The organism is Nitratireductor pacificus pht-3B (genome assembly GCF_000300335.1).
GTDB lineage: Bacteria > Pseudomonadota > Alphaproteobacteria > Rhizobiales > Rhizobiaceae > Nitratireductor > Nitratireductor pacificus.
The window spans coordinates 95,588-118,487 of the sequence record NZ_AMRM01000006.1 but is presented as its reverse complement, the minus strand read 5'-3'; the positions used below and the strand labels follow the sequence as shown (position 1 = coordinate 118,487).

Here is a 22,900-nt window from a genome sequence, read left to right as displayed (position 1 = left end):
CCCGGTTCAGTTCGTATCGCGGCAGACATATTTGATGTCGGTGAAGGCTTCGAGCCCATGCCTGGACCCTTCTCGGCCGAGACCCGCCTGCTTGACCCCGCCGAAGGGGATCGGCGCGCCGGTGATCTTGGTGCGATTGACCGCCACCATGCCGAAGGTCAGCCCGCGCGAGAAGCGGGCGATGCGGCCGGGATCGCGCGTGTGGAGATAGGCGGCAAGCCCGGTTTCCGTTGCGTTGGCTTTCTGCAGAACCTCGTCCTCGCCATCGAACGGCGCGAAACCGGCGACGGGACCGAAGGTCTCCTCGCGGAACAGCAGGGCCGTCTCGGGGACATCCGCCAGGACGGTGGGCAGGAAGAAGTTCGGCCCGTGCGGCGCCTTCCCGCCACCTGCAACCAGCCGCGCGCCCTTCTTCAGCGCATCGGCCACATGTTCTTCCTGCTTCGCGACGGCCCGTTCGTGGATCAGCGGGCCGATATCGGGATCGGCGAGCCCGGCCCCCACGCTCAGCGCCTCGACGCGGCGCGCGAAGGCTGCAACGAAGGCATCGTAGATCGGGCGTTCGACATAGAACCGGTTCACCGCCAGGCAATCCTGTCCCGATGTCGCGAACTTCGCCGACATGGCGCTGTCCACGGCCCGTTCCAGATCGCAGTCGGCAAAGACGATGAAGGGCGCATGGCCGCCCAGTTCCATCACCAGCCGCTTCACCGTCGGCGCGGATTGTGCGTAGAGCAGACGGCCGATTTCGGTGGAGCCGGTGAAGGAGAGGGCGCGCACATGCGGCGAGGCCGTCATAGCGCCGACCACTTCGGCCGCCTTGCCCGTCAGCACGTTGAAGACCCCCGCGGGAAGTCCCGCCCGCTCGCCGAGTTCCGCCAGCGCCAGGGCGGAGAACGGCGTCTCGGATGAGGGGTGGGCGACGACCGTGCAGCCGGCGGCGAGCGCAGCCGCCGCCTTGCGCGTCAGCATCGCGCTCGGGAAATTCCAGGGTGTGATGAGGGCGGCCACGCCCACCGGCTCCCGCGAAACCTGCATGTCGGCGTCGGGCAGGTGCGAGGTCACGCTTTCGATGGCGACGCGTTTTGCTTCCTCGGCATAGAAGGACACGAAGGAGGCGGCGTAGTCGATTTCGCCGCGCGCCTCGGAAAGGGGCTTGCCCTGTTCAAGGACCATCAGTTGCGCCAGGTCCTCGCGGGCCTCGAGGATCAAGCCGTGCCACGCCGTCAGCAGGCGCGCGCGCTCCTGCGGCAGCAGGGCCGACCACGCGGGGAAGGCCGCCTGCGCCGCCGCGATGGTCTCGTCGACCTGTGCCGAGGACAGCGCCGGCACGCAGCCGATGCGCGCGCCGTCGGCGGGATTGAGAACGTCGATCACCGGGTCGCCCGGCGCGGCGATCCACTGGCCGTCCGCATAGGCGTATTCACGGAACAGGCGCGGGTCAGCCAGATCTGTAAGCGAGGTTTTCTGCAGCGCTGCGAATGCGGACATCGGCTCACTCCCGAAGCAGGTCTCGTCAAGGAAACTGCTCCGATCATGCCCGGCGCGGCGGAGAATTTTCCGCAGAAGCGTCGCCCCGCCGCCAATGAATCGTTCGAACTTTCGTCCCTTCGCCTGCTATTCCTTCGGCGCGGCGCCGAGAAGGCCCGGTGGCAGGGCGCCGGGCTGCTTGACCGGCTTGGTCACGATATAGGTGAAATAGCGCGCCAGCCCGACGCGCGCCTCCAGAAGCTGATCGATCAGCCGCTGGTAGGCGTCGATGTCGCGGGCGATAATCTGCACGATGTAGTCGAAGCCGCCGCCGACAGCCCAGCAGCCGACGATTGCATCGATGGTCTGGACGCTGCGTTCGAAAAGCTGGAAATCCTCGGCGCGATGTCCTTCCAGCTCCGCCGCCATGAACACGGTGATGGACGGCATGACCTTCGACAGGGCGATCTCGGCCCGGTAGCCGGTGATGATCCCGGCCTTCTCCAGCCGCTTCAGCCTTTCCCAGCAGGGCGCGGGCGTCAGGTTCACCCGCTCGGCGAGCGCCGCCTTTGAGATGCGGCCCTCCTTCTGCAGGATCGAGAGAATCTTGATGTCGCGGTGGTCGAGCTTGAGCATGGTCAGCTCTGGATCGTCGTGCCGGCTCCCGCTGTCAAGGCCTGCTGCCGCGCAAACGTCGCGATGGCCGTGTCCTGCGCACCGGTCCCGGTCAGATCGCAGATGGTGACCTGGCTGTCGTCCGTGCGTCCCGTCTTCGCGCCGGCAACGATCTCACCGAGCTCCGCAGGGGTTTTTCCGTTCCAGACACCCGCTCCGATCGCCGCGGCGAGTTCCCCCAGCTTCTCGCACTGGCTGACTCTGTCGGCGACATAGAGGTCGGCGCGGGCAAGCGCCGCGGGGTCGATCTCGTTCTTGCCTTCCTGGTCGGACCCCATTGCGGTGACATGCAGGCCCGGATGCAGCCAGTCGGCCTTCAGGATAGGCGCGCGCGCCGGCGTGGTCGTGACCACGAGCTGGCTTTCCGCGACGAGCCGCGCCGGATCGGTTTCCGCCCGCGCGTCGATGCCGAGATGGCCGGCGATGTCGGAAGCGCAGGCGGCGGCCTTGGTGGCGTCGCGCCCCCACACGAGGACCCGTTCGAACGGCCGGACCTGATGAGCGGCAAACATCTGCAGGCGCGCCTGCACACCGGTTCCCATCACGCCGGCCGTCGTGACGACAGACGGTGCAAGATGCCGCGCGGCGACGGCGCCGGCTGCCGCCGTGCGCACATCGGTCAGGAAACCGTTGTCGAGAAGCAGGGCCTCCACCAGTCCGGTTTTCGCCGAGAACAGGATCATCAGCCCGTTGAGGCTCGGTAGGCCGATCCTGGGATTGTCGAAGAAGCCGGGGCTGACCTTGATCGCAAACCCGTCGAAGCCCGGAATATAGGCGGTCTTCACGTCCACTTCGGCATTGGCGCCCGGGATCTCCATCGACAGGATGGGTGGCATGACCACCTTTCCCGAAGCAAGGGCGGCAAAGGCGCTTTCCACCACGTCGATGGCGTCGAGATCGAGCGCGACGGCCCGTTTCAGTTCCGGCTCGGTGAGGACGAGAATGTCATGCGGCATGGGGTTTTCCTCTGAGGGTCCAGTCGCCGAGCGTCACGTCGCGGCCGGACACGATGTCGGTGAACACGGCCATGTCGACATTGCGCCCGGTGATGATGCTGGCCACGGGGCCGAGCGTAGGCCCGATCTTGCCGGCGATCAGGGCGGCGGCTCCGACCGCGCTCGCTCCCTCGCAGACGATCCGGTCCTCGAAGTAATGCGCCTGCATGGCCCGGTAGATCTCTTCCTCGGTGACGAGGACGATCTCGTCCAGGTATTTTTGGCAAAGCCCGAACGAGTGGCGGTTGTCCTCGCCGATCCCGCCGCCCAGCGAATCCGCCAGGCTGGCCACTTCGGTGACCGGCACGGGATGTCCCGCCCTGACCGACTGGTACATGGCCGCGCCCCGCTCCATGGTGATGCCGATCACGCGGATCGACGGCTTGATCTGCTTGACGGTGGCGGCGATGCCGCCAGCGAGGCCGCCGCCTGACAGGGGAACGAGAACGGTCGCGAGGTCCGGACACTGTTCCAGAAGCTCGAGGCCGATCGTGCCCTGTCCGGCGATCACGTGAGGATCGTCGAAGGGGGAGACCTCGCAGAACCCTTCCTCTTCCGCCAGCCGCCGGCTTTCGAGCTGGGCCTCGTCCTGGCTGCCGCCGATGATGCGGGCTTCCGCTCCCAGCGCGCGAATGCCGTCGACCTTGGCCTGCGGCACCAGCCTCGACATGCAGACGACCGCGCCGAGGCCGCGCGCCCGCGCGGCATAGGCGACGGCCCGGCCATGATTGCCCGTCGAACAGCATGTGACCCCCGTGGCGTCGTCGGAAAGGCTGAACACCGCGTTGGCCGCGCCGCGCAGCTTGAAAGCGCCCGTCGCCTGGCCGATCTCCAGCTTGAGCAGGAAAGGGCCGCCGGCAAGCGCTTCCAGATGGGGCGAGGGGACCAGCGGCGTCCCGAGCGTCGCCACGCCGGAAATCCTCCGGCGCGCCGCCAGGACGTCGGCGAGCGTCAGATCCGCCATGGTTCAGCCGGCTTCCAGAACGGCGCTCAGAAACTGCTGCGTGCGCTCTTCCCGTGGATTGTTGAAAAGGTCTTCCGGCGCGCCCTGTTCGGCGATCTTGCCGGAATGGAAGAAGCAGACCCGGTCGGCGAATTCCTTGGCGAAGCCCATCTGGTGCGTCACCATCAGCATGGTCAGGCTGTGTTCCTTCGCGAGCCTGCGGATCACCTGCAGGACCTCGCCCACCAGTTCGGGGTCGAGCGCCGAGGTCACCTCGTCGAACAGCATGACCTTGGGGCGCATCGCCAGGGCGCGGGCGATCGCCACGCGCTGCTGCTGGCCGCCGGAGAGCTGGCTGGGATAGTGGCCCTTCTTGTCTCCGAGGCCGACCATATCGAGCAGTTCGGCCGCCCGCTCCTCCGCCTCGACGCGCGGCAGGCCGAGCACATGGATCGGCGCCTCCATGCAGTTCTTGAGCGCCGACATGTGCGGGAACAGGTTGAAGTGCTGGAACACCATGCCGATATTGCCGCGCACCCGGCGCAGGTGGCGCTCGCTCGCCGGCACCAGCGCGCCGTTCTTCTCCATGTGGGTCATCGGCTCGCCATCGACGTAGATGACACCGTCATTGATGCGCTCCAGCGTCATCAGCATGCGCAGCACCGTCGTCTTGCCGGAGCCGGACGGGCCGATGATCGCCACCTTCTCGTTGGGTGCGATCTCCAGATTGAGGGAATCGAGCACCGTCAGCGAGCCATAGCGCTTGGTTACGTTGTCGAACTTGACCATCGGGGTCGTCATTTGTCGCCTCCGGGGTTGCGCAGGCTGCGATTGAGGGAGCTTTCCACCTGGCGGATGAACATCGACGCGACCAGGCTCATGATGAGAAAGAAGCCGCCGACCAGGGTAATCGGCTCGACATAGCGGAAGCTCTCGGAGCCGAGGATCTTCGCCGTCTGCATCAGCTCCAGGACGGCGATGGCCGAGAGGAGCGGCGTTTCCTTGAACAGCGCGACCAGATAGTTGCCGAGCGCCGGGATCACGGGCGGTATGGCCTGTGGAATGATGATGTCCCGGAAGGTGATGTAGGGGCTGAGATTGAGCGCTGTGGAGGCTTCCCATTGCCCGCGCGGCACGTTCTCCAGGCCCGCGCGGTAGACTTCCGAGCAATAGGCGCCGTAGTGCAGGCCGAGCGCGATGACGCCGGCCGTCATCGCCGGCAGGACCAGGCCGAACTCCGGAAACACGAAGAAGATGAAGAAGATCTGGATCAGCAGCGGCGTCGAGCGGATGAACTCGATCACGGCGGCCGTCGGGACGCTGATCCATTGGGATTTCGACATGCGCAGGATGGCCATGACGAGGCCCAGCACGGCGGCGAGGGCGAAGCCGAGGAGCGTTGCCTCGATCGTCACCACGGAGGCGCGAAGCAGCGTCGGCATGATCTCCCAGACGTAGTTCCAGTCCCAGAACATCGCCTATCTCCCGCGTGCCATGCCGCGCGCGGCGACGGTTTCGAGGGCGCGCATGCCGACCGTGATCAGGATCGATATGGCGAGATACATGACCAGCACGATGGAGAAGATCTCGACCGTGCGGAAGGTCGTCTGGTTCATCTGCTGCGCCTTGAAGGCGAGGTCCGAGATGGTGATCAGCGACACCAGCGCCGTCGCCTTCAGGAGTTCGATGAAGAGATTGCCCCAGGGCGGGATCATCGCCGCGAAGGCCTGCGGCAGGATGATGCGGCGCAGGGCGAGCTTGCGCGGCATGTTGAGCGCGACGGAGGCTTCCCACTGGCCACGCGGCACCGCGGTGATCGCCCCGCGCACCACTTCCGCCCCATAGGCGCCGACATTCAGCCCGAGCGCCGCGATGGCGACGCTCATCGGTTCGAGCACGATGCCGAAATGCGGCAGCACGAAGAAGAGCCAGAACAGTTGCACCAGCGCGGACGTGCCGCGGAACAGCTCGATATAGCTGACCGCCAGCCAGCGGAGCGGTGCGGGGCCGTACATTCTGGCGATGGCCGCGAGGAGGGCGGCAACGACGGCGACGATGCAGCCGCCGATGGTGATCTGGACGGTGATCCAGGCACCCTGCAGCAAGCCGGGGATGAACTCCCTGAAATTCGCGAAACTGGCTACGGCAAGGCCCGCCGTAAAGAACACGATGGCACAGATCGCAAGCGGGCGAAGCTGCATGCCGTCCCCTCCGGTTTGTCAGTTGCCGGCCGGAGGAACCGGCCGGCCATCGGCTGCGCCTACTCGCCGGCGCAGAGTTCTTCGGTCGACTTGTTGGGCAGATATCCCTTGCCGAAGCCGAACGGCGTCACGAGCGCGACATGCTCGTCCGAACCGATGAACTCCTTGAGGTTCTTGTTGAATTCCTCGTAAAGCGCCTTGTCCTCGGGGCGGAAGGCGAAGCCGCCATGGCCCTTCACGGATTCGCCGGCCACCTCGCCGAAGGGTTCTGTCGATTCGACGCCTTCATTGTTGTCGGCCATCCGGGCGATGGAAAGGGCCGTAAGCGCCGCAGCGTCGGCGCGGCCGGCCTTGACGGCGCTGACAAGGCTCGACTGGTCGGGCAGGATCACCAGCTGGCCTTCGGCGACGCCGGCCTTCTCGGCATAGCCCTTCTCGACGGCGCCGGCCATCACGGCGAGCTTCAGGTCGCCATTGCCGGCCACCGTGCCGTAGTCCGTGATGCCCTTCGGGTTGCCCTCGGCGACCAGGAACGCCTGGCCGATGCCGTAGGACGGTTCGGAGAACTGCACCTGCTCGCAGCGCTTCGGATTGATGAACATGCCGGCGGCGATGATGTCGAAACGGCCGGCTTTCAGGCCGGGGATGAGCGAGCCGAACTCGGTCAGCACGCCGTCCACTTCCTCAATGCCCATCTTCGCGAGGATGGCCTTGGCGACTTCCGGCGCTTCGCCGGTCAGCTTGCCATCGGGGGTTGCGAACCCATAGGGGGCTTCGTTGGCGAAGCCGACGCGGATGTAGCCGGACTCTTTCGCGCGTTCGAGCGCGTCCTGCGCCTGGGCGGTGGTTGCGGCAGTGCCCAGAGAAAGCGCCAGCGCTCCGAGCGCGAGCATACCTTTCAGAACCGTGCGTCTCATGACGTCTCCCATTGTCGTTGGTTTGATCGAGATTGTTGACCGACGGGTCATTTGTACACAACATCATGCGGCCAGAGATAAAGTCAACGACTTTTCATGTCGCTTTCTTGCTGTTGTCGCCAGTTGAATTGTGTTGATGGAGTAGTTGTACACAAGGCGGAAATGCCGATGAGTGGTTCTGTTTCCGGGCGGCTGGACCGCCCGGTCTTTCCGGTCCGGAGGATATATGCCAGCAGTCCAAATGCCCTTCAGCGCGCAGGAATATGCCGCGCGCCTCGAAAAGACCCGCGCCGCCATGGAGGCGAAGGGGATCGACATCCTGTTTGTCGAGGATCCTTCCAACATGGCCTGGCTGACGGGGTATGACGGGTGGTCCTTCTACGTGCACCAGGGCGTCATCGTCCTGAAGGACGAGGAACCGCTCTGGTGGGGGCGGTCGATGGACGGGAACGGCGCGGTGCGCACCGTCTACATGGATGACGCGCGGGTGCTGCGCTATCCCGATCACTACGTGCAGGCCAATACCCTGCATCCCATGCAGCATCTGGCGGAGATCCTGCGCGCCTACGGCTACGGCAACAAGCGCATCGGGGTGGAGCTGGAGAACTACTATTTCTCCGCCAAGGCCTATCTGGTCCTGAAGGAGGAGCTCCCCGACGCGACCTTCGTCGACGCCACGGCGCTGGTGAACTGGCAGCGCGCCGTCAAGTCGGAGGAGGAGATCGTCTTCATGCGCCGCGCCGCGCGCATTTCCGAGAAGATGATCGACGGCATCGTCGAGCGCATCGAGCCGGGCATGAAGAAGAACGATCTGGTGGCCGAGATCTATGCCGACGCCATTCGCGGCGTCGATGACGACTGGGGCGAGTATCCGGCGATCGTGCCGCTGCTGCCGTCGGGGTCCGACGCGGCCGCGCCGCATCTGACCTGGGACGGCCGCCGCTTCGAGCAGGGACACGCGACCTTCTTCGAGATCGCCGGCTGCTACCGGCGCTATCACGCGCCGCTCTGCCGCACGGTCTTCCTAGGCAAGCCGCCGCAGCACATGCTGGACGCGGAGAAGGCGCTGCAGGAAGGCATCGAGGCCGGACTTGAAATCGCCCGCCCGGGCAACCGGGCCGGCCAGATCGCCGATGCGCTCTATGCGGCGCTGGAGAAGGCCGGCATCTCGCGCGACGGTCGCTGCGGCTATCCGATCGGCATTTCCTATCCGCCGGACTGGGGCGAGCGCACCATCTCGCTGCGCCGCGAGGACGAGACCGTGCTGGAAGCCGGCATGACCTTCCATTTCATGCCCGGCCTGTGGATGGCCGATTGGGGGCTGGAGATCACCGAGAGCATTCTCATCAAGCCGGAAGGTCCCGCCGAGGCGCTCTGCCGCCGGCCGCGCGAACTGATCGTCAAGGATTGAGCCGTGGCCGTTCATTCACGCCTTGATGAAACCCGGCGCATTCTGGCCGATCTGGTGGGGTTTCCCACCATTTCGGCCGACAGCAACCTGGAGCTGATCGCCTATGCCGGCGACGCGCTGAGCGGTTTTGGCGCGCGGCTCTCGGTGACGCTGGACGAGACCGGCACCAAGTCGAACCTGTTCGCCACGTTGGGACCGGAGGGCGATGGCGGCATCGTCCTCTCCGGCCATTCCGACGTGGTTCCCGTCGCTGGCCAGGACTGGACCGGCGATCCCTTCATCCTGCGCGAGGCGGACGGCCGGCTCTACGGACGCGGGACATGCGACATGAAGGGCTTCATCGCCTGCTGCCTGGCCATGGCGCCCGATTTCGCCGCGGCCACGCTGAAGCGGCCATTGCACTTCGCCTTCACCTACGACGAGGAGGTCGGCTGCCTCGGCGGGCGGGCTCTGGTGAAGGAACTGGAGCGGCAGGAGATACGCCCCTCCGTCGCCATCATCGGCGAGCCGACGATGATGCGCATCATCGAGGGCCACAAGGGCTGCTTCGAATACACGACCGAGTTCCGCGGGCTGGAAGGGCACGGGTCCGATCCTGCGCGCGGCGTCAACGCCGTCGAATACGCCGTTCGCTACATCACGCGGCTGATGAGGCTCGCCGAGGAGCTGAAGGGCAGGGCGCCGGACAACAGCCGGTTCCAGCCCCCCTGGACCACGCTGCAGATCGGCCGCATCGCCGGTGGCGTGGCGCACAACGTCATCGCCGGCCAATGCGCGGTCGACTGGGAGATGCGGCCCGTGCAGGAGGCGGACGCGGACTTCGTCAAGGAGGGGATCGGGGCCTATGTGGCCCGCGAGCTGCTGCCCGCGATGCGGGCCGTATACGCCGAGGCGGATATCGTCACCCATGTCATCGGCGAGGTGGACGGGCTGGAGCCCGTGAGCGAATCGGAGGCGCGGCGCATCGTTTCCGAGCTGACCGGGCTCAGCGAGGCGGAAGTGGTGGCGTTCGGCACCGAGGCGGGACTGTTCCAGAAGGCCGGCATCTCCTCGGTGATCTGCGGGCCGGGCTCCATCGAGCAGGCGCACAAGGCCGACGAGTTCGTCGGCCTTGACCAGTTGTCCGAATGTCTCTCTATGCTGGAGCGGCTGTTGGGGAAACTGGGCTGAGCATGGCGGGCGGAGCAAGACGCGAGAGACGATCGCGGTTCGAACGGATCTACGCGTTGCTGCGCGAACGCATCTGCATGCTCGACTATCCGCCGGGCATGCGGCTGCGCGAGGAGGACCTGGCGGAGGAGTTCGAGACCAGCCGGACGCCGATCCGCCGCGTCCTCGCCCGCCTGGAGGACGAGGGTCTGCTGCGCTCCATGCACGGCGTCGGCACCATCGTCACGGACATCGACATCGATTCCCTGCAGCAGGTCTACCAGTTGCGCGTCGAGCTTGCCGAACTGATCGGAAAGCTCTCGCCGGTGCGGCCGGACGCGGCGCGGCGGGCGGAGTTCCGCACGCTGCTCGCGCGCTGCGACCGCCTGCGCGGCGAGCCGGATGCGCGTGAGTTCGCCCGCATCAACATGGACTTCTTCCATCTCCTGATGACGCTGACGGGCAACGAGCCGCTGCGCGAGTTCTCGGAGCGTCTCTACTACCAGACGACGCGCATCTGGCTGAAGAATGCCGCGCGGCTGACCCGCTACGAGGCGATGCTGGAGGACGAGATCCGCTTCTTCCGCCACGAGGTTGCCGACATCGTGGCGGCGATCGAGAGCGGCGAACTGGAGGCGGTCGGACACATCAGGCGCTCGCATGTGGCGATGAGCTTCGCCCGGCTCTACGCCGCCGCCCACCCTCAGTCGCCGTAGGGCACCCAGACGTTCTTCACCTCGACTGCGCGGCGGAGGAAATCGTCCGCAAGCCGCGCCGCGTCGCTCCAGTCGACCGCATGGCCGGCATTGGTCCAAACGCGCTTCAGATTGCCGGCCGATTCCCGCTCGACCGTGGTGCACAGCGCCCGATCGCCGACGCACCACAGCCCGTCCAGATCGTCGTGTTTGGCGAGCACTTCCGCAAGCTCGGCGCTGCCGCCGGTGACGATGTTGACGCTGCCGGCCGGCAGGTCTGAGGTCTCGATCACCTGATAGAGGTCCGTGGCGATCAGCGGATAGCGCTCCGACGGCACGAGAACCACCGAATTGCCCATGGCGAGCGCCGGGCCGAGCATGGAAAGCAGCGCCAGAAGCGGCGCCTCGTCCGGCGCGACGATCCCGACCACGCCCGCCGGTTCGTGCAGCGCCAGCGTCACGGCGCGCATGGGCGGCTGGTGGACGCGGCCTTCATACTTGTCGGCAAGTCCGCCGGCGGCGAACAGGCATTCGATGCCGGCCTCGACCTCGGCCCGCGCCTTCTTGGCGCTCTCGCCCGTCAGGGCCGCCAGCCGCGCGGCGAATTCGTCGGCGCGCGCGGCGAGGTTTTCCGCCATGAAATACAGCACCTGCATGCGGTTGTAGCCGGTCGCCGAACCCCATTTGCTGGCGCGCGCGGCGGCGACCGCGTTGCGGATGTCCTTGCGGTTGCCGGCCCCGACCTCGCCGAGGAGGCGGCCTTTCGGCGTGGTGACGGGGAGGGCGTAATTGCCGTCCGGCCGCACCTGCTTGCCGCCGATAAAGAGTTTCGGCGTGCGATCGATCAGCCCGTCCTCGCTTTCGCCGGCTTTCGCCGCCGGTATCTCGATGCGCCTGTATTCCCCCTTCGTCTTGGCGCGCGCCAGATACTCGATCAGCCCCTCGCGACCGCCCTCGCGGCCGAAGCCGCTCTCGCGGTAGCCGCCGAAGCCGCAGGCGGCGTCGAACATGTTGGTCCCGTTGATCCAGACAACGCCGGCCTTCAGCTTCGGCGCGGTTTCCAGCGCGCGGTTGATGGTCTCGCTCCAGATGGAGGCGGCTAGCCCGTAGCGGGTGTTGTTGGCCAGCGCCACGGCCTCGTCGGCCGTCCGGAAGCTCATCGCCGCCAGCACCGGACCGAACACCTCCTCCTGCGCCAGGATGTTGGACGGGGCGACGCCGGTGGCGAGCGTCGGCAGGTGGTAATAGCCGCCCTGCGGCAGGTCGGAGGCCGGCTGCCAGCATTCCGCGCCCTGCCGCGCGCCTTCGGCAACGAGGCCGGTCACCCGCGCGAGCTGCGAGGGAGCGATCAGCGGGCCGATGTCGGTGTTCTTGTCGAGCGGGTCGCCGAGCCGCAGATGGCTCATCCGCGCCTTCACCTTGCCGATGAAGCGCTCGGCGACGCTCTCCTGGACGAGAAGGCGGGAGCCGGCGCAGCAGACCTGGCCCTGGTTGAACCAGATGCCGTCCACAAGTCCCTCGACGGCGCTGTCTAGATCGGCGTCCTCGAAGACGATGAAAGCGGACTTGCCGCCGAGTTCCAGAGAAATCTTCTTGCCCGTGCCGGCGGTGGCGCGGCGGATGATCTTGCCCACTTCCGAGGAGCCGGTGAAGGCGATCTTGTCGATGTCGGGGTGGTTGACGATGGCTTCGCCCGCTTCCGGGCCGCCCTGCACGATGTTGACGACGCCCTTCGGCACGCCGGCCCGTGCGCAGATTTCCGCGAACAGGACCGCCGTCAGCGGCGTGAACTCGGCCGGTTTCAGCACCACGGTGCAGCCCGTGGCGAGCGCCGGCGCGATCTTCCAGGCGAGCATCAGCAGCGGAAAGTTCCACGGAATGATCTGGCCGACGACGCCGGCGGGCTCGAAGCCCGGAAAATCGCGGTCGAGCGTCTGCGCCCAGCCCGCATGGTGGATGAAATGGCGGATCGCCAGCGGGACGTCGATGTCGCGGCTCTCGCGGATCGGCTTGCCGTTGTCGAGCGATTCCAGCACGGCGAACAGGCGCGCGTGGCGCTGCATGCCGCGGCCGATGGCGTAGAGCACGCGGGCACGCTCATAGCCGGACTTCTTCCGCCATGCCGAAAGCGCCTTGCGCGCCGCCTTGACCGCATCGTCTACATCGCCGCTGCTGGCCTCCGAGATTTCGGCCAGCGCTGCCCCGGTGGCCGGCTCGACGGTGGTGAAGCGGGCGCCGGACTTCGCCGCCCGCCATTCGCCGTCGATGAACAAGGTCTTCGCCAGGTCGCGGGCGGCCAGCCACTGGTCCGCCTCGCCGCGCGATTCGGGCGCAGGGCCGTAATCCATGGCCTTGAAACGATCGAGTATGGTCATGGATGGGCTCCTGGAAATGCGTTGGCGCGCGTCACACCCCCCTCTGGCCTGCCGGCCATCTCCCCCACAAGGGGGGAGATCATCGCTTCATGGGCGTTGTGCAGACCTTGCCTTTTGGCGAAACCTACGCGGCCATCCAATCTCCCCCCTTGTGGGGGAGATGGCCGGTAGGCCAGAGGGGGGCGTGCAGGTGCGCGGCTTGAAGAATGAAGCATGGTCAGGCCATGGCGTGGCGGTGGGCGGCAGAATAGCGCCCGGTCAGGTGATGTTCGAGCTGCCGCTCGATGTCGGTCAGGAGGCTCGACGCGCCGAAGCGGAACAGGTCTGGTTCCAGCCAGCGCCGTCCGAGCTCCTCGTTCATCAGCACCAGCCAGTCGAGCGAGGCCTTGGCCGTCGAGATGCCGCCGGCCGGCTTGAAGCCGATATGGATGCCCGTGTGTTCGTGATAGGCGCGGATGCACCGTACCATGGCGAGGCCGACGGGCAGGGTGGCATTGACGCTTTCCTTGCCGGTCGAGGTCTTGATGAAGTCCGCCCCGGCCATCATCGCCACCATCGAGGCGAGCGTGACGTTGCGCAGGGTCGCGAGATCGCCCGTGCCCAAAATGACCTTCAGATGCGCCTGCCCGCAGGCCGCCCTGAACTGGGCGATCTCGTCGTAAAGCTCCTCCCAGTGCGCGCCGAGCACAAGGCCGCGCGGGATCACCACGTCGATCTCGTCGGCGCCGTCCTCGACCGAGGCGCGGATTTCGGCGATCCGCGTCGGGAGCGGCGCCAGCCCGTGCGGAAAGGCGGTGGAGACCGCCGCCACATGGATGCCGGTGCCGGCAAGCGCTTCCGCCGCGATCGAGACGAAGGGATGATAGACGCAGACGGCGGCCGGCGTGATCTCCTCGTCCTCGATGCCGAGCCCGGCCATGAGGTCGGGCCGCAGCGGGTTGCGCGCCTTGGCGCAGAGCCGCAGCACGCGGTCGGGCGTGTCGTCGGAGGACAGCGTGGTCAGGTCCATCACCGCCAGGGCGCGCAGGAGCCAGGCGGCCTGATGCTCCTTCTTGATCGAGCGGCGCTTGCCGAGCGTGTCCACCCGGCGCTCCAGCGCGCTGCGGTTGATGTGGCGCATCGCCTCGAGCCAGCCGAGGTCGAGCGGCATACCGGGGTTGCGGCTCAGCCCGCCTGCATGCGGCGCGGGCGGTTTCGCGGTGTTGTCGGCCGAGCGTGGCAATGGATGAACGCTGGCGCCGCCGATCATGGTCTGCTCGGTCTTTCCACTCATGGTCAACTCACGCAACAGGATTGAAGCCGGCATCTTTCATGAGATGGGCAGGCCTGACAAGGCTTATCCTGTCTCCCGGTCTGGTCCTGTCCCAATGGCGGATCGTTATCCGTGCCGCGCCCGCACGCGCGCCACCGGCTCACGCGCCGCCACGGCATGGTGGAGCGACGCCAGTCTGGCGCGGCCGTCGAATGCCTGCCGGTTGTCCCCCAGAAACTCGATCAGCATGTAGAGATAGAAGTCCAGCGCGCTGACCCCGCTTTCCAGGAAGAAGGGTGATCCCGATATGGCGCGGTCGAGTGCAGTGAACTGGCCGAGGAGCCGTCGCCTGGCGTTCTCAACCAGCGCCGGATGCGCAGCTTCATCCTCGATGAAACGCTCGGGATGATTGAACTGAACGAAGGTCATGTAGGGGCTGGCGGCCATGTAGACGAGCCAGCGCAGGAAGCGCGCGCGCAGCGGCGACCCGGCGCCCGGCACCAGTGGCGACCCGGGATGCCGTTCGCCGAGCGCGATGACGATCGCCGCGCTTTCGCCGATCACTTCGCCGGTGGGCAGTGCCAGCGCGGGGACCTGTCCGGTGGGGTTCAGGGCGAGATAGCCGGCGGATTTGTGCTCGCCCGCAGCCATGTCGACCGGCACAGGGACATAGGCGATCCCCATTTCCTCCAGCAGAATCTCCAGCGCCATCGCGCCGGACATGGCTTCCCAGAAGAGCCTGTAGGGGGGCAATCGCCTCCTCCTCGGTCTTGCAGCGACTTCATGAGCCTGCGGATCGATCCTAGATGCGCCGGGGTCGGAGCACAAGCCGGCGGCATGGCTGTCCCTGCCGGCTCGACTGCCTACGCGCGCTTCGCCAGCAGTGCCGCGAGATCGGGCAGCTCCGTCGCCCCGCCGATGCGGGTGACGGCTTCCGCGCCGCAGCGGTTTCCGGCGCGCAGGCAGCGCTCGACGGGCAGGCCGGAAAGCCAGGCGTCGATGAAGCCGGCATTGAAGGCGTCGCCCGCGCCGGTGGAATCGATCACCTCGACAGGACGCGCCTTGACGAAGACGGCGCCCTCGGCGCTGAGCGCCACCGAGCCATGCGCGCCGCGCTTGACGACGGTCAGAGGGGCGGGCGGCGGCGCGGAGGAAGAGATGCCGAGCCGGTCGGCCTCCGTCTCGTTGGGCAGAAAAATGTCCACCGAGGCGATCAGCGCGGCCAAGTCGTCGCGCGCCAGCACCGCATCGTCCCACGAACAGTCGAGCGACACGGTCATGCCCGCGGCGCGCGCCAGCGGCACGAGCGACGGCTCCTCCACCAGCGTCGCCAGCTCGCCGATATGGAGATGCGCGAAGCGGCCCGTGGCGAGCGCGGCGGCGAAGCCGGGCGGCACTGCGGGACCGGAACGGCGCGTCAGGAAGGCGCGCTCGACACCGGACGCCATCGCGACCGTGATCTGCGGGTCGAGCGCGGCAGACGTGGGCTGCGAGGCGGAAAGGTCGACGCCGCTTGCCGTCAGCTCCGGCATCAGCGCCTCGGCGAACAGACCGGAGGGGAGGGCCGAGGCGAGGGATACGGGACGGCCGAGCGCGGCCACATAGGCAGCCGTGATGAAGGCGCCGCCGCCGGGCGTCAGCGACAGGCCGCCGGCGAACACTTCCTCGCCGAGCGTCGGCATTTTCGGCAGGCCGGTGAAGATGAGGTCGCAATAGAGCCGGCCAACCGAGATGACGCGGCCGGCATGTCCTGAGCGCGGAGCCTGCGTCACGGCAGGGCCTCCCCGTTGCCGGCATCGAACAGGTGCATCTCGCCGGCATCGGCGGTGAGCGCCACGGTCGCGCCGGTCTTCGGCGGCTCGCGGCCCGACGCCTTGGCGATGACCTCGTGGCCGTTGACGGCGACATGGACGAGCGTGTCGGCGCCGAGCGGCTCGACGATGTTGACGGTACCGGAGAAGAGGCCCTTGTCCTGCGTCACGAGAAGATCGTCCGGCCGCAGGCCGAGCACCACCTCGGCGCCCTCGGTTGCCTTGCGATGGGGCAGGGCGATCCGCGCGCCGTCGGCGAGCGTCACGCCACCCTTGCTCCAGATGCCCGGCAGCATGTTCATCGAGGGCGCGCCGATGAACTGCGCGACGAAAATATTCGCCGGCTTGTGATAGACCTCGAGCGGCGTGCCGACCTGCTGGATATGGCCATCCTTCATGATGACGATGCGGTCGGCCATGGTCATCGCCTCCACCTGGTCGTGGGTGACGAAGATGATCGTGTTGCCGACCCGTTGGTGCAGCTTCTTGATCTCCAGGCGCATCTGCGTGCGCAATTGCGCGTCGAGATTGGACAGCGGCTCGTCGAACAGGAAGACGGCCGGGTTGCGCACCATGGCGCGGCCGATGGCGACGCGCTGGCGCTGGCCGCCGGAAAGCTGGTTGGGGCGGCGTTCGAGAAGATCGGTCATGCCGAGGATGGCGGCCACTTCCTCGATGCGCTTCTCCTTGTCAGCCTTCGGCATTCTTGCCGTCCTGAGGCCGAAGCCGATGTTCCTGCGCACCGACATGTGCGGGTAGATGGCGTAGTTCTGGAACACCATGGCGATGTCGCGGTCCTTCGGCTCCAGATCGTTGACGAGCCGGTCGCCGATGTGGATCTCGCCGCCGGAAACCTCTTCCAGGCCGGCGATCATGCGCAGCGTGGTGGACTTGCCGCAGCCGGACGGGCCGACCAGCACGACGAACTCGCCATCCGCGACGTCAAGGCCGATGCCGTGCAGCACCTCCACCTTGCCGTAGGTCTTGACGAGATTGCGAAGGGAGAGCGTGGCCAAAAGTCTACTCCTGAAGAAGGGCGTCGAAGGCGGCGTCGAGCGCGGCCCGGGCCTCGGCGGTGCGGGCGGCGTCCGCCGCCTGGCGGTCGGAAAGGGCGGTGAGCGCGGCGCGGTAGGCGGCGAGCGCCTCGTCCATCGCTTTCGGGCCGGGGCCACCGAAGCGCTCGCGCAGCGCGACGAAATGGCGGGCGCTGACGGCTTCGGCGAAGGCGGGTTCGTCGAGCGCGCTGTCGCGGCCCGTCCGCTCGCGGAAGGCCCGTGCGAAGGCGGCATGACCGGCGCCGAGCGGCGTGCCGGCGGCGATCACGGCGCGCGCCGTGTCGGCGGCGATCTCGTGCGCCTGGCGGAAGGACAGGCCCTCGCGGCGCACCAGCGTGTCGGCAAGCTCGGTGACGGTGATGCAGGCGGCGTCGATGTTTTTTGCAACCCGCGCCCCGTCGATGGAAACGGCGGCGATGAGGGCCGCCAGCAGGTCGAGCACGCGCGCGCCGCTCTCGAAGGCCGCGTAGCCCGCGCTCTGCACCTCGCCCTCGCTGTCGTTCATGTCGGTGAAGGGCGTGTTGTGCATGGTGTTGACGATGGCGTCGGCGCGGCCCGCGGTCATCGAGGCGAGATGGCGCAGATGCTCGATCGGCACCGGGTTGCGCTTCTGCGGCATGATTGACGAGATCTGCACGAGGCTGCCCGGCACATGGAGCTGGCCCACCTCGAAGGCGGACCAGAACTGCAGGTCCTGGATGAAGCGGCCGAGATGCAGGAAGACCAGCTTGATCGCGGCGTAGAAGCCGGTCGTGTAGTCGACCGAGGCGATGCAGCCATAGGAATTGCGCAACGGGCCGGCGAAGCCGAGCAGGTCGGACATGCGCTGTCGGTCGATGGGGAAGCCGCTGGTGGTGATGGCCGCCGCCCCCATGGGGCAATGGTCGATATTGGCGCGCGCCGCCTGTAGGCGCTCGATGTCGCGCAGGAGCACCTCGACCGCCGCCGAGAGATAATGACCGAAGGTGGAGGGTTGCGCCGGCTGGCCGTGCGTATAGGCGACGATCAGCGTATCGCGCTCGGCCGCAGCCTTGTCGATCATGGCGGCGGCGAGCGCCTGTGCCTTGTCGATCATGGCGTCCGCATGGCGCTTCAGGGTCAGCTTGAAGACCGTGTGGTCCATGTCGTTGCGCGAGCGGGCCGTGTGCAGCATGCCGGCGAGATCCGGCCCGAGCCGCTTCTTCAGCTCAGCCTCGACAAGGAAGAAATAGTCCTCGACCTCGCCGGTATAGGTGAGGGCGGCGACATCGACGGTCCTGTCGATGTCGACGAGGGCGGCGGCGATGCGGCGGCTGTCATCCGCGCCCAGGATGCCGGTTTCCGCGAGCATCACGAGATGGGCGCGGTTGATGGCGCGGAAGGCGGGAACGTAATGCGCCTTGACGCCTTCGAACAGCGGCGCGAGCACCGTCTCCTTGTAGACGGGATGGGGGAACTTCTCCATCGGTCCTAACCTTTCAGCCCGGCCATCACGACGCCGCGGATGATGAAGCGCTGGAACACCAGGAAGACGACCAGCGTCGGCAGGGTCGAGATGGCGGCGCCCGTCATGATCAGCTCCCAGGCGACGTCCACCTCGTCGCCGAAGCTCGAGAGGCCGACGGGCAGCGTGTACATGTCGACCGAATTGGTGACGATCAGCGGCCAGATGAAGGCGGTCCAGTTGCCGAGGAAGACGAAGATGGCGAGGGCGGCGAGCGCCGGGCGCACCAGCGGCATCGCCACCTGCCACCAGATCTGGAACTCGTTCAGCCCGTCGATGCGCGCCGCTTCGAGGAAGTCGTCTGGAACGGTCTCGAAGAACTGCTTCATCAGGAAGGTGCCGAAGGCGGTCATGATGCCGGGGAACATGATGCCCCAATAGGTGTCGAGCCAGCCGAAGCTCTTGCTCATCAGGTACCAGGGGATGACCAACATCTCGGTCGGGATCATCAGCGTCGAGAGGATGGCGATGAAGATCAGGTAGCGGCCGGGAAACTTGAACTTGCACAGCGCGTAGCCGACCAGCGCGTCGAAGAAGACGGCCGAGACGGTGGTCAGCGTGGCGATGATCAGCGAGTTCCAGAACCAGCCGAAGAACCGGCCGTCGGCGAGCACATAGGTGTAGTTCTCGATGGTCGGCTCTTCGGGGATCAGGTTCAGATTGTAGACCTCGAAGGGGAATTTGAGCGAGGTCGACAGCATGAAGACGATCGGCATGATCATCAGGATGCCGCCGCCAAAAAGCAGCGCCCAGCGGATGAACTGGCCCATGTTGCGGCGCGAGCCGCGCGACGAGCCGGAAAAGAGCGTGTCGCTCGAAGCCTTGATCGCGGCGTCCTGTGCGGCCATGTCAGCGGTCCCTCAGGATGCGGAGCTGGATCAGGCTGACGATCAGCAGGATGGTGAAGAGCACCACCGTCTGCGCCGCAGCGTATCCCATGTTGAAGCCGTTGAAGGCCGTGTCGTAGATCAGGAGCACCAGCGGCTTGGTGGAATTGAGCGGCCCGCCGGGATTGTTCGTGGTCATGTTGTAGACCTGATCGAAGATCCTGAGAAAGCCGATCGAGGAGAACACGACGAGGAAGACGACGGTCGGCTTCAGGAGCGGGATGGTGATCTCCCAAAGCACCGTCCAGCTCGACACGCCGTCGATGCGCGCCGCCTCATAATAGCTCTGCGGGATGGCGCGGAGACCCGCCATGAAGATGATCACCTGGAAGCCGAGCCCGGCCCAGATGGCGGGCGCCAGCACGGAGGGGAGCGCGTTGGTGGTCGAGCTCAGGAACGGGATCTGCCCGAAGCCGAGCGTCGCCAGGAAATTGTTGAACACGCCGATCGGCACCGGCTGATAGAACCAGCGCCACACCCAGGCCATGGCCACCGCGCTGGTCATGAAGGGGATGAAGTAGAGCGCCCGGATCGTGCCGTGCATGAAGCGCACCTTGTCGAGATGGTAGGCGATGACGAAGGAGAGCACGAGGCTGACCGGCGTGCCGAGGATCAGGTACATGAAGGTGTTGCGGAACACCTTCCAGAAGACCGGGTCGTTGTAGAGCCGGACGTAATTGTCGAAGCCGGTGAAGGAGCGCGCGCCCAAGAGGTTCCATTCCTGGAACGATAGGACGAAGGCGTTCGCCGTCGGATAGAAGCGGATGACGACATAGAACAGGACCGGGAGGGCCAGGAAGGCCCATGCCCAGGCGATCTGCTTCTGCGAGATGGTGAGATTTTGATAGAAGCGCATCGCCCCGTTCCGCTGCCAGACCCCGATGAGGCAGGGCGCCCGGCGCGGTGCCGGACGCCCAGGGCCCTTACTTGTTGTAGTATTCGTCGAGGATTTTCTGCTCGGCGGCGGCCGCCTCAGAGACGCTGTCTTCCATCGACTGACCCTGCAGCTCGACGCGCTGCATCATGTCGACCATCACCTGGCGCTGGGCGCTCTCGTCGGCGAAGACGGTCGTCTTGGCGTATTCCAGGCCCTTGATGAAGGGGCCGTAGACCGGGTCGTTGACGTTCTTGTCGGTCATGGCCGCGGATGGCTTGGCCGGCAGCTCGCCGACCGTCTCCAGCCAGATCTGCATCGCCTCGTCGGAGGTCAGGTACTGCATGAACTTGACGGCGGCGTCACGCTTCTCGCCCTCGGCCTTCGAGGTGATGGCGTTGACCCAGTAGGAGGCGTAGTTGGAGCGGGTGCCGTCCGGGCCGGCGGGCAGCTCCGCCACGCCCCATTTCAGGCCGCGCACGCTTTCCAGCGCGCCGATGCGGAACGAACCGTCGATGTGCATGCCGGCTCGTCCGGCCTTGAAGGCGGCCTGCGGCTCATCCATGAAGGCGGCCTTGGTGACGCCGTGCTTGGCCTGCAGGTCGTTGTAGAAGTTGAACGCCTTGAGGCCCGCCTCGTTGTTGTAGTTCACCGTCTTGTAGTCGTTCAGATAGGGCTCGCCGCCATACTGGCGCACCAGCACTTCGCGGATCCAGTGATGGTCCTGCGCGGTCATGCCGGTGGTGAGGCCGACGGCAGTCAGGTTTCCGGCGCCGTCCTTCTGGGTGAGCTTCTTCGCCATCTCGACCAGTTCGTCGAGATTGGCCGGCGGGTTCTCGATGCCGGCGTCCTCGAACATGCGCTGGTTGTAGAACAGCGCCAGCGAGCGCACGGCGGTCGGAAGCGCCCAGTAATTGTCGCCCATCCGCATCGCCTTCACCATCGGGAAGAATTCCGCCTCGATCTTCTCGGGCGGGAAGGCGTCGGCCGGCAGCGGCTGGATCAGCTTTGCTTCCACATAGTCGTTCAGCCAGCCGTAGAAGAGCTGCACCACGTCGGGACCCTGGCCGGCGGGAATGGCGGCTGCCACCTTGGTGCGGTAGGCGTCGTAGGGGAAGTGGGTCATCTTGACGGTGATGTCGGGATTGGCCGTCTGGAAATTCTCGATCAGCTTGTCCATCGCGGTGACGCGCGCTTCGAAGAAGTACTGCCAGTACTCGATCTCGACGGCGGAGGCAGTCGTGGCGGAGGCAGCCGTCAGCGCGGCGGTCGCCGCGCCCAGCATGAACGTGCGAAATCTGTTCATCAGCTTCATTGCATTCGCTCCCTGATAAGCCGCAACGCGTTTTCGTCGCTCTGGCGCGCATCCGGCGCGCCTCTATCGACCCGCTTGCGGCGAATTTCACCCTCTGTCCGGTTTCCTGTTTCGTGCTTCCGACAGAATTTTCCGGGTTTAACTCAATCAAGTTGAATATTCAAGTTAGTTGAATTAATAGGCTGATATGAAAATCACGAGCCCGCGCCGCATCGTCGGTTCCAATGCCGAACGGACGCGCCTGCACAACCGGCAGGTCGTGCTCGGCCACGTATCCGAGCAGCAGCCCGTCGGCCGCGCCGAGCTGGCGCGCATTTCGGGTCTTTCGACGCAGGCCGTCAGCAACATCATCGCCGAACTGGTCGAGGACGGGTTCCTCGCCGAGGCGGGGCGGCAGGTGGCGGGGCGCGGCCTTCCGGCGCTGCAATACCGGCTGAACGGTCATGGCGCGGCGGCGCTCGGCATCGAGGTGCGCCCGGACGCCATGTTCGGCGCGCTGGTCGACCTGGAAGGCGAGACGCTGTTCACCACGCGCATCGCCTTGACCGACAGCGCCCCGGCCTCGGTCGCGGCGGCGGCGCGCGAGATCCGCGCCGGCGCGCTTGTGGCTCGGCCGATGAAGAACCAGCGGCTGCTCGGCGCGGGCGTGGTGATGCCGGGTCCGTTCGGCAATGTCGGCATTTCCGGCGCGGGCCAGTCGGCGCTGCAGGGCTGGGGCGAAACGGACGCGACGGCGCTGTTCGAGGAAGCGCTGGAGACGGCGGTGATCGTCGAGAACGACGCGACGGCGGCGGCGGTCGCCGAGCGCGTGCGCGGCGTCGCCTCCGGCCTCAGGACCTATTGCTTCATCTATTTCGGCGCCGGTCTCGGCCTCGGCATGGTGGCCGATGGCGAGGTGCAGCGCGGCGCCTTCGGCAATGCGGGCGAGATCGGCCATGTGGTGGTGACGCCCGGCGGGCGGCAATGCGCCTGCGGCAACCGGGGCTGTCTCGAAACCTATGCGAGCCGCATCGCGGCGCGGACCGAACTCGCCGCCGCCGGCATCGAACTGGCGAGCGCCAGCGACATCGAACGCCTCTACCACGAGAACAATCCCGCGCTGATGGCCTGGCTCGACGCGGCGGCTGCGCCGCTGTCGCAGGCGATCGGCATGATCGAGAACCTGTTCGACCCAGAAACGGTGATCCTTGGCGGAGCGATGCCCAATGCCGTGCTCGATCATCTGATCGGCGGGCTCTCCCTTGCGGGCGGCTCCGTCGCCGTCCGGCCCGGCCGGAAGACGCCGCGCGTGATGCGTGGCGCGTGCGGCCGCCTGACGGCCGCGCTGGGCGGGGCCGCCCTCGTCATCCACGACACGATCACGCCGCGCATCGCCGCGAAGACTTGAACAAC

The 22,900-nt window shown here is 66.6% G+C and carries 21 protein-coding genes; 4 read left to right on the top strand and 17 right to left on the bottom strand.

The window, feature by feature from the left end; all coding sequences use genetic code 11:
- Positions 1-6: 6 nt before the first annotated feature.
- The 8 genes from NA2_RS07035 to ehuB form a co-directional block, all read right to left on the bottom strand.
- The gene (locus NA2_RS07035) at positions 7-1,491 is read right to left on the bottom strand and encodes an NAD-dependent succinate-semialdehyde dehydrogenase (RefSeq protein WP_008595788.1); all 1,485 of its coding nucleotides are present in this window, start codon (positions 1,489-1,491) and stop codon (positions 7-9) included.
- Positions 1,492-1,617: 126 nt separating this feature from the next.
- Positions 1,618-2,106: an Lrp/AsnC family transcriptional regulator gene (locus NA2_RS07030; RefSeq protein ID WP_008595787.1), complete on the bottom strand. Its 489-nt coding sequence runs from the start codon at positions 2,104-2,106 to the stop codon at positions 1,618-1,620.
- A 2-nt stretch (positions 2,107-2,108) separates the two neighbouring features.
- Positions 2,109-3,101: a cyclodeaminase gene (locus NA2_RS07025; protein ID WP_008595784.1), complete on the bottom strand. Its 993-nt coding sequence runs from the start codon at positions 3,099-3,101 to the stop codon at positions 2,109-2,111.
- Entirely contained in the window at positions 3,091-4,104 is a 1,014-nt protein-coding gene (gene eutB, locus NA2_RS07020) for a hydroxyectoine utilization dehydratase EutB (RefSeq protein ID WP_008595782.1), read from the bottom strand. The genes NA2_RS07025 and eutB overlap by 11 nt, the downstream gene beginning before the upstream one ends.
- 3 nt (positions 4,105-4,107) lie before the next feature.
- Positions 4,108-4,884: an ectoine/hydroxyectoine ABC transporter ATP-binding protein EhuA gene (gene ehuA, locus NA2_RS07015; protein WP_008595780.1), complete on the bottom strand. Its 777-nt coding sequence runs from the start codon at positions 4,882-4,884 to the stop codon at positions 4,108-4,110.
- Positions 4,881-5,558: an ectoine/hydroxyectoine ABC transporter permease subunit EhuD gene (gene ehuD, locus NA2_RS07010; protein ID WP_008595778.1), complete on the bottom strand. Its 678-nt coding sequence runs from the start codon at positions 5,556-5,558 to the stop codon at positions 4,881-4,883. The genes ehuA and ehuD overlap by 4 nt, the downstream gene beginning before the upstream one ends.
- Positions 5,559-5,561: 3 nt before the next feature.
- A complete protein-coding gene (gene ehuC / locus NA2_RS07005; protein ID WP_008595776.1) occupies positions 5,562-6,284 on the bottom strand; it encodes an ectoine/hydroxyectoine ABC transporter permease subunit EhuC in 723 nt (240 codons plus the stop codon).
- A gap of 59 nt (positions 6,285-6,343) precedes the next feature.
- Positions 6,344-7,201: an ectoine/hydroxyectoine ABC transporter substrate-binding protein EhuB gene (ehuB, locus tag NA2_RS07000; protein WP_157188155.1), complete on the bottom strand. Its 858-nt coding sequence runs from the start codon at positions 7,199-7,201 to the stop codon at positions 6,344-6,346.
- 226 nt (positions 7,202-7,427) lie between these two features.
- Between ehuB and doeA the strand changes: the two genes are divergently transcribed.
- Genes doeA through NA2_RS06985 form a run of 3 tightly spaced genes read left to right on the top strand, consistent with a single transcriptional unit; the run spans position 7,428 to position 10,477 of the window.
- The gene (gene doeA, locus NA2_RS06995) at positions 7,428-8,612 is read left to right on the top strand and encodes an ectoine hydrolase DoeA (RefSeq protein WP_040677028.1); all 1,185 of its coding nucleotides are present in this window, start codon (positions 7,428-7,430) and stop codon (positions 8,610-8,612) included.
- A gap of 3 nt (positions 8,613-8,615) precedes the next feature.
- Entirely contained in the window at positions 8,616-9,782 is a 1,167-nt protein-coding gene (gene argE, locus NA2_RS06990) for an acetylornithine deacetylase (RefSeq protein WP_008595769.1), read from the top strand.
- 2 nt (positions 9,783-9,784) lie between these two features.
- On the top strand, positions 9,785-10,477 hold the full coding sequence (locus NA2_RS06985; protein WP_008595766.1) for a GntR family transcriptional regulator: 693 nt from the start codon (positions 9,785-9,787) through the stop codon (positions 10,475-10,477).
- Here the strand turns inward: NA2_RS06985 and NA2_RS06980 are convergent.
- The 9 genes from NA2_RS06980 to NA2_RS06940 all read right to left on the bottom strand — a co-directional run bounded on the left by NA2_RS06980 (position 10,465) and on the right by NA2_RS06940 (position 21,508).
- Positions 10,465-12,831: an aldehyde dehydrogenase family protein gene (locus NA2_RS06980; RefSeq protein WP_008595764.1), complete on the bottom strand. Its 2,367-nt coding sequence runs from the start codon at positions 12,829-12,831 to the stop codon at positions 10,465-10,467. The two genes, NA2_RS06985 and NA2_RS06980, sit on opposite strands and share 13 nt — an antisense overlap.
- Positions 12,832-13,048: 217 nt before the next feature.
- Entirely contained in the window at positions 13,049-14,104 is a 1,056-nt protein-coding gene (gene deoC / locus NA2_RS06975; protein WP_040677027.1) for a deoxyribose-phosphate aldolase, read from the bottom strand.
- A 105-nt stretch (positions 14,105-14,209) separates the two neighbouring features.
- On the bottom strand, positions 14,210-14,836 hold the full coding sequence (locus NA2_RS21235) for a glutathione S-transferase family protein (protein ID WP_008595759.1): 627 nt from the start codon (positions 14,834-14,836) through the stop codon (positions 14,210-14,212).
- A gap of 110 nt (positions 14,837-14,946) precedes the next feature.
- Complete coding sequence (locus tag NA2_RS06965) at positions 14,947-15,855, bottom strand: carbohydrate kinase family protein (protein ID WP_008595757.1); 909 nt, start codon at positions 15,853-15,855, stop codon at positions 14,947-14,949.
- Positions 15,852-16,910 carry an ABC transporter ATP-binding protein gene (locus tag NA2_RS06960; protein ID WP_008595755.1) on the bottom strand — a complete coding sequence of 353 codons (1,059 nt, stop codon included), beginning with the start codon at positions 16,908-16,910 and terminating at the stop codon, positions 15,852-15,854. Before NA2_RS06960 ends, NA2_RS06965 begins: the two co-directional genes overlap by 4 nt.
- Positions 16,911-16,914: 4 nt before the next feature.
- Entirely contained in the window at positions 16,915-18,393 is a 1,479-nt protein-coding gene (argH, locus tag NA2_RS06955) for an argininosuccinate lyase (protein WP_008595753.1), read from the bottom strand.
- A gap of 5 nt (positions 18,394-18,398) precedes the next feature.
- Complete coding sequence (locus tag NA2_RS06950; RefSeq protein WP_008595751.1) at positions 18,399-19,280, bottom strand: carbohydrate ABC transporter permease; 882 nt, start codon at positions 19,278-19,280, stop codon at positions 18,399-18,401.
- A 1-nt stretch (position 19,281) separates the two neighbouring features.
- Positions 19,282-20,175, bottom strand: a complete 894-nt coding sequence (locus NA2_RS06945; protein ID WP_008595749.1) for a carbohydrate ABC transporter permease — start codon at positions 20,173-20,175, stop codon at positions 19,282-19,284.
- A 67-nt stretch (positions 20,176-20,242) separates the two neighbouring features.
- Positions 20,243-21,508, bottom strand: a complete 1,266-nt coding sequence (locus tag NA2_RS06940; protein ID WP_008595747.1) for an extracellular solute-binding protein — start codon at positions 21,506-21,508, stop codon at positions 20,243-20,245.
- 187 nt (positions 21,509-21,695) lie between these two features.
- Between NA2_RS06940 and NA2_RS06935 the strand changes: the two genes are divergently transcribed.
- Positions 21,696-22,895 (top strand): ROK family transcriptional regulator, encoded by a 1,200-nt coding sequence (locus NA2_RS06935; protein ID WP_008595745.1) that lies wholly within the window; start codon positions 21,696-21,698, stop codon positions 22,893-22,895.
- Positions 22,896-22,900: the final 5 nt, after the last annotated feature.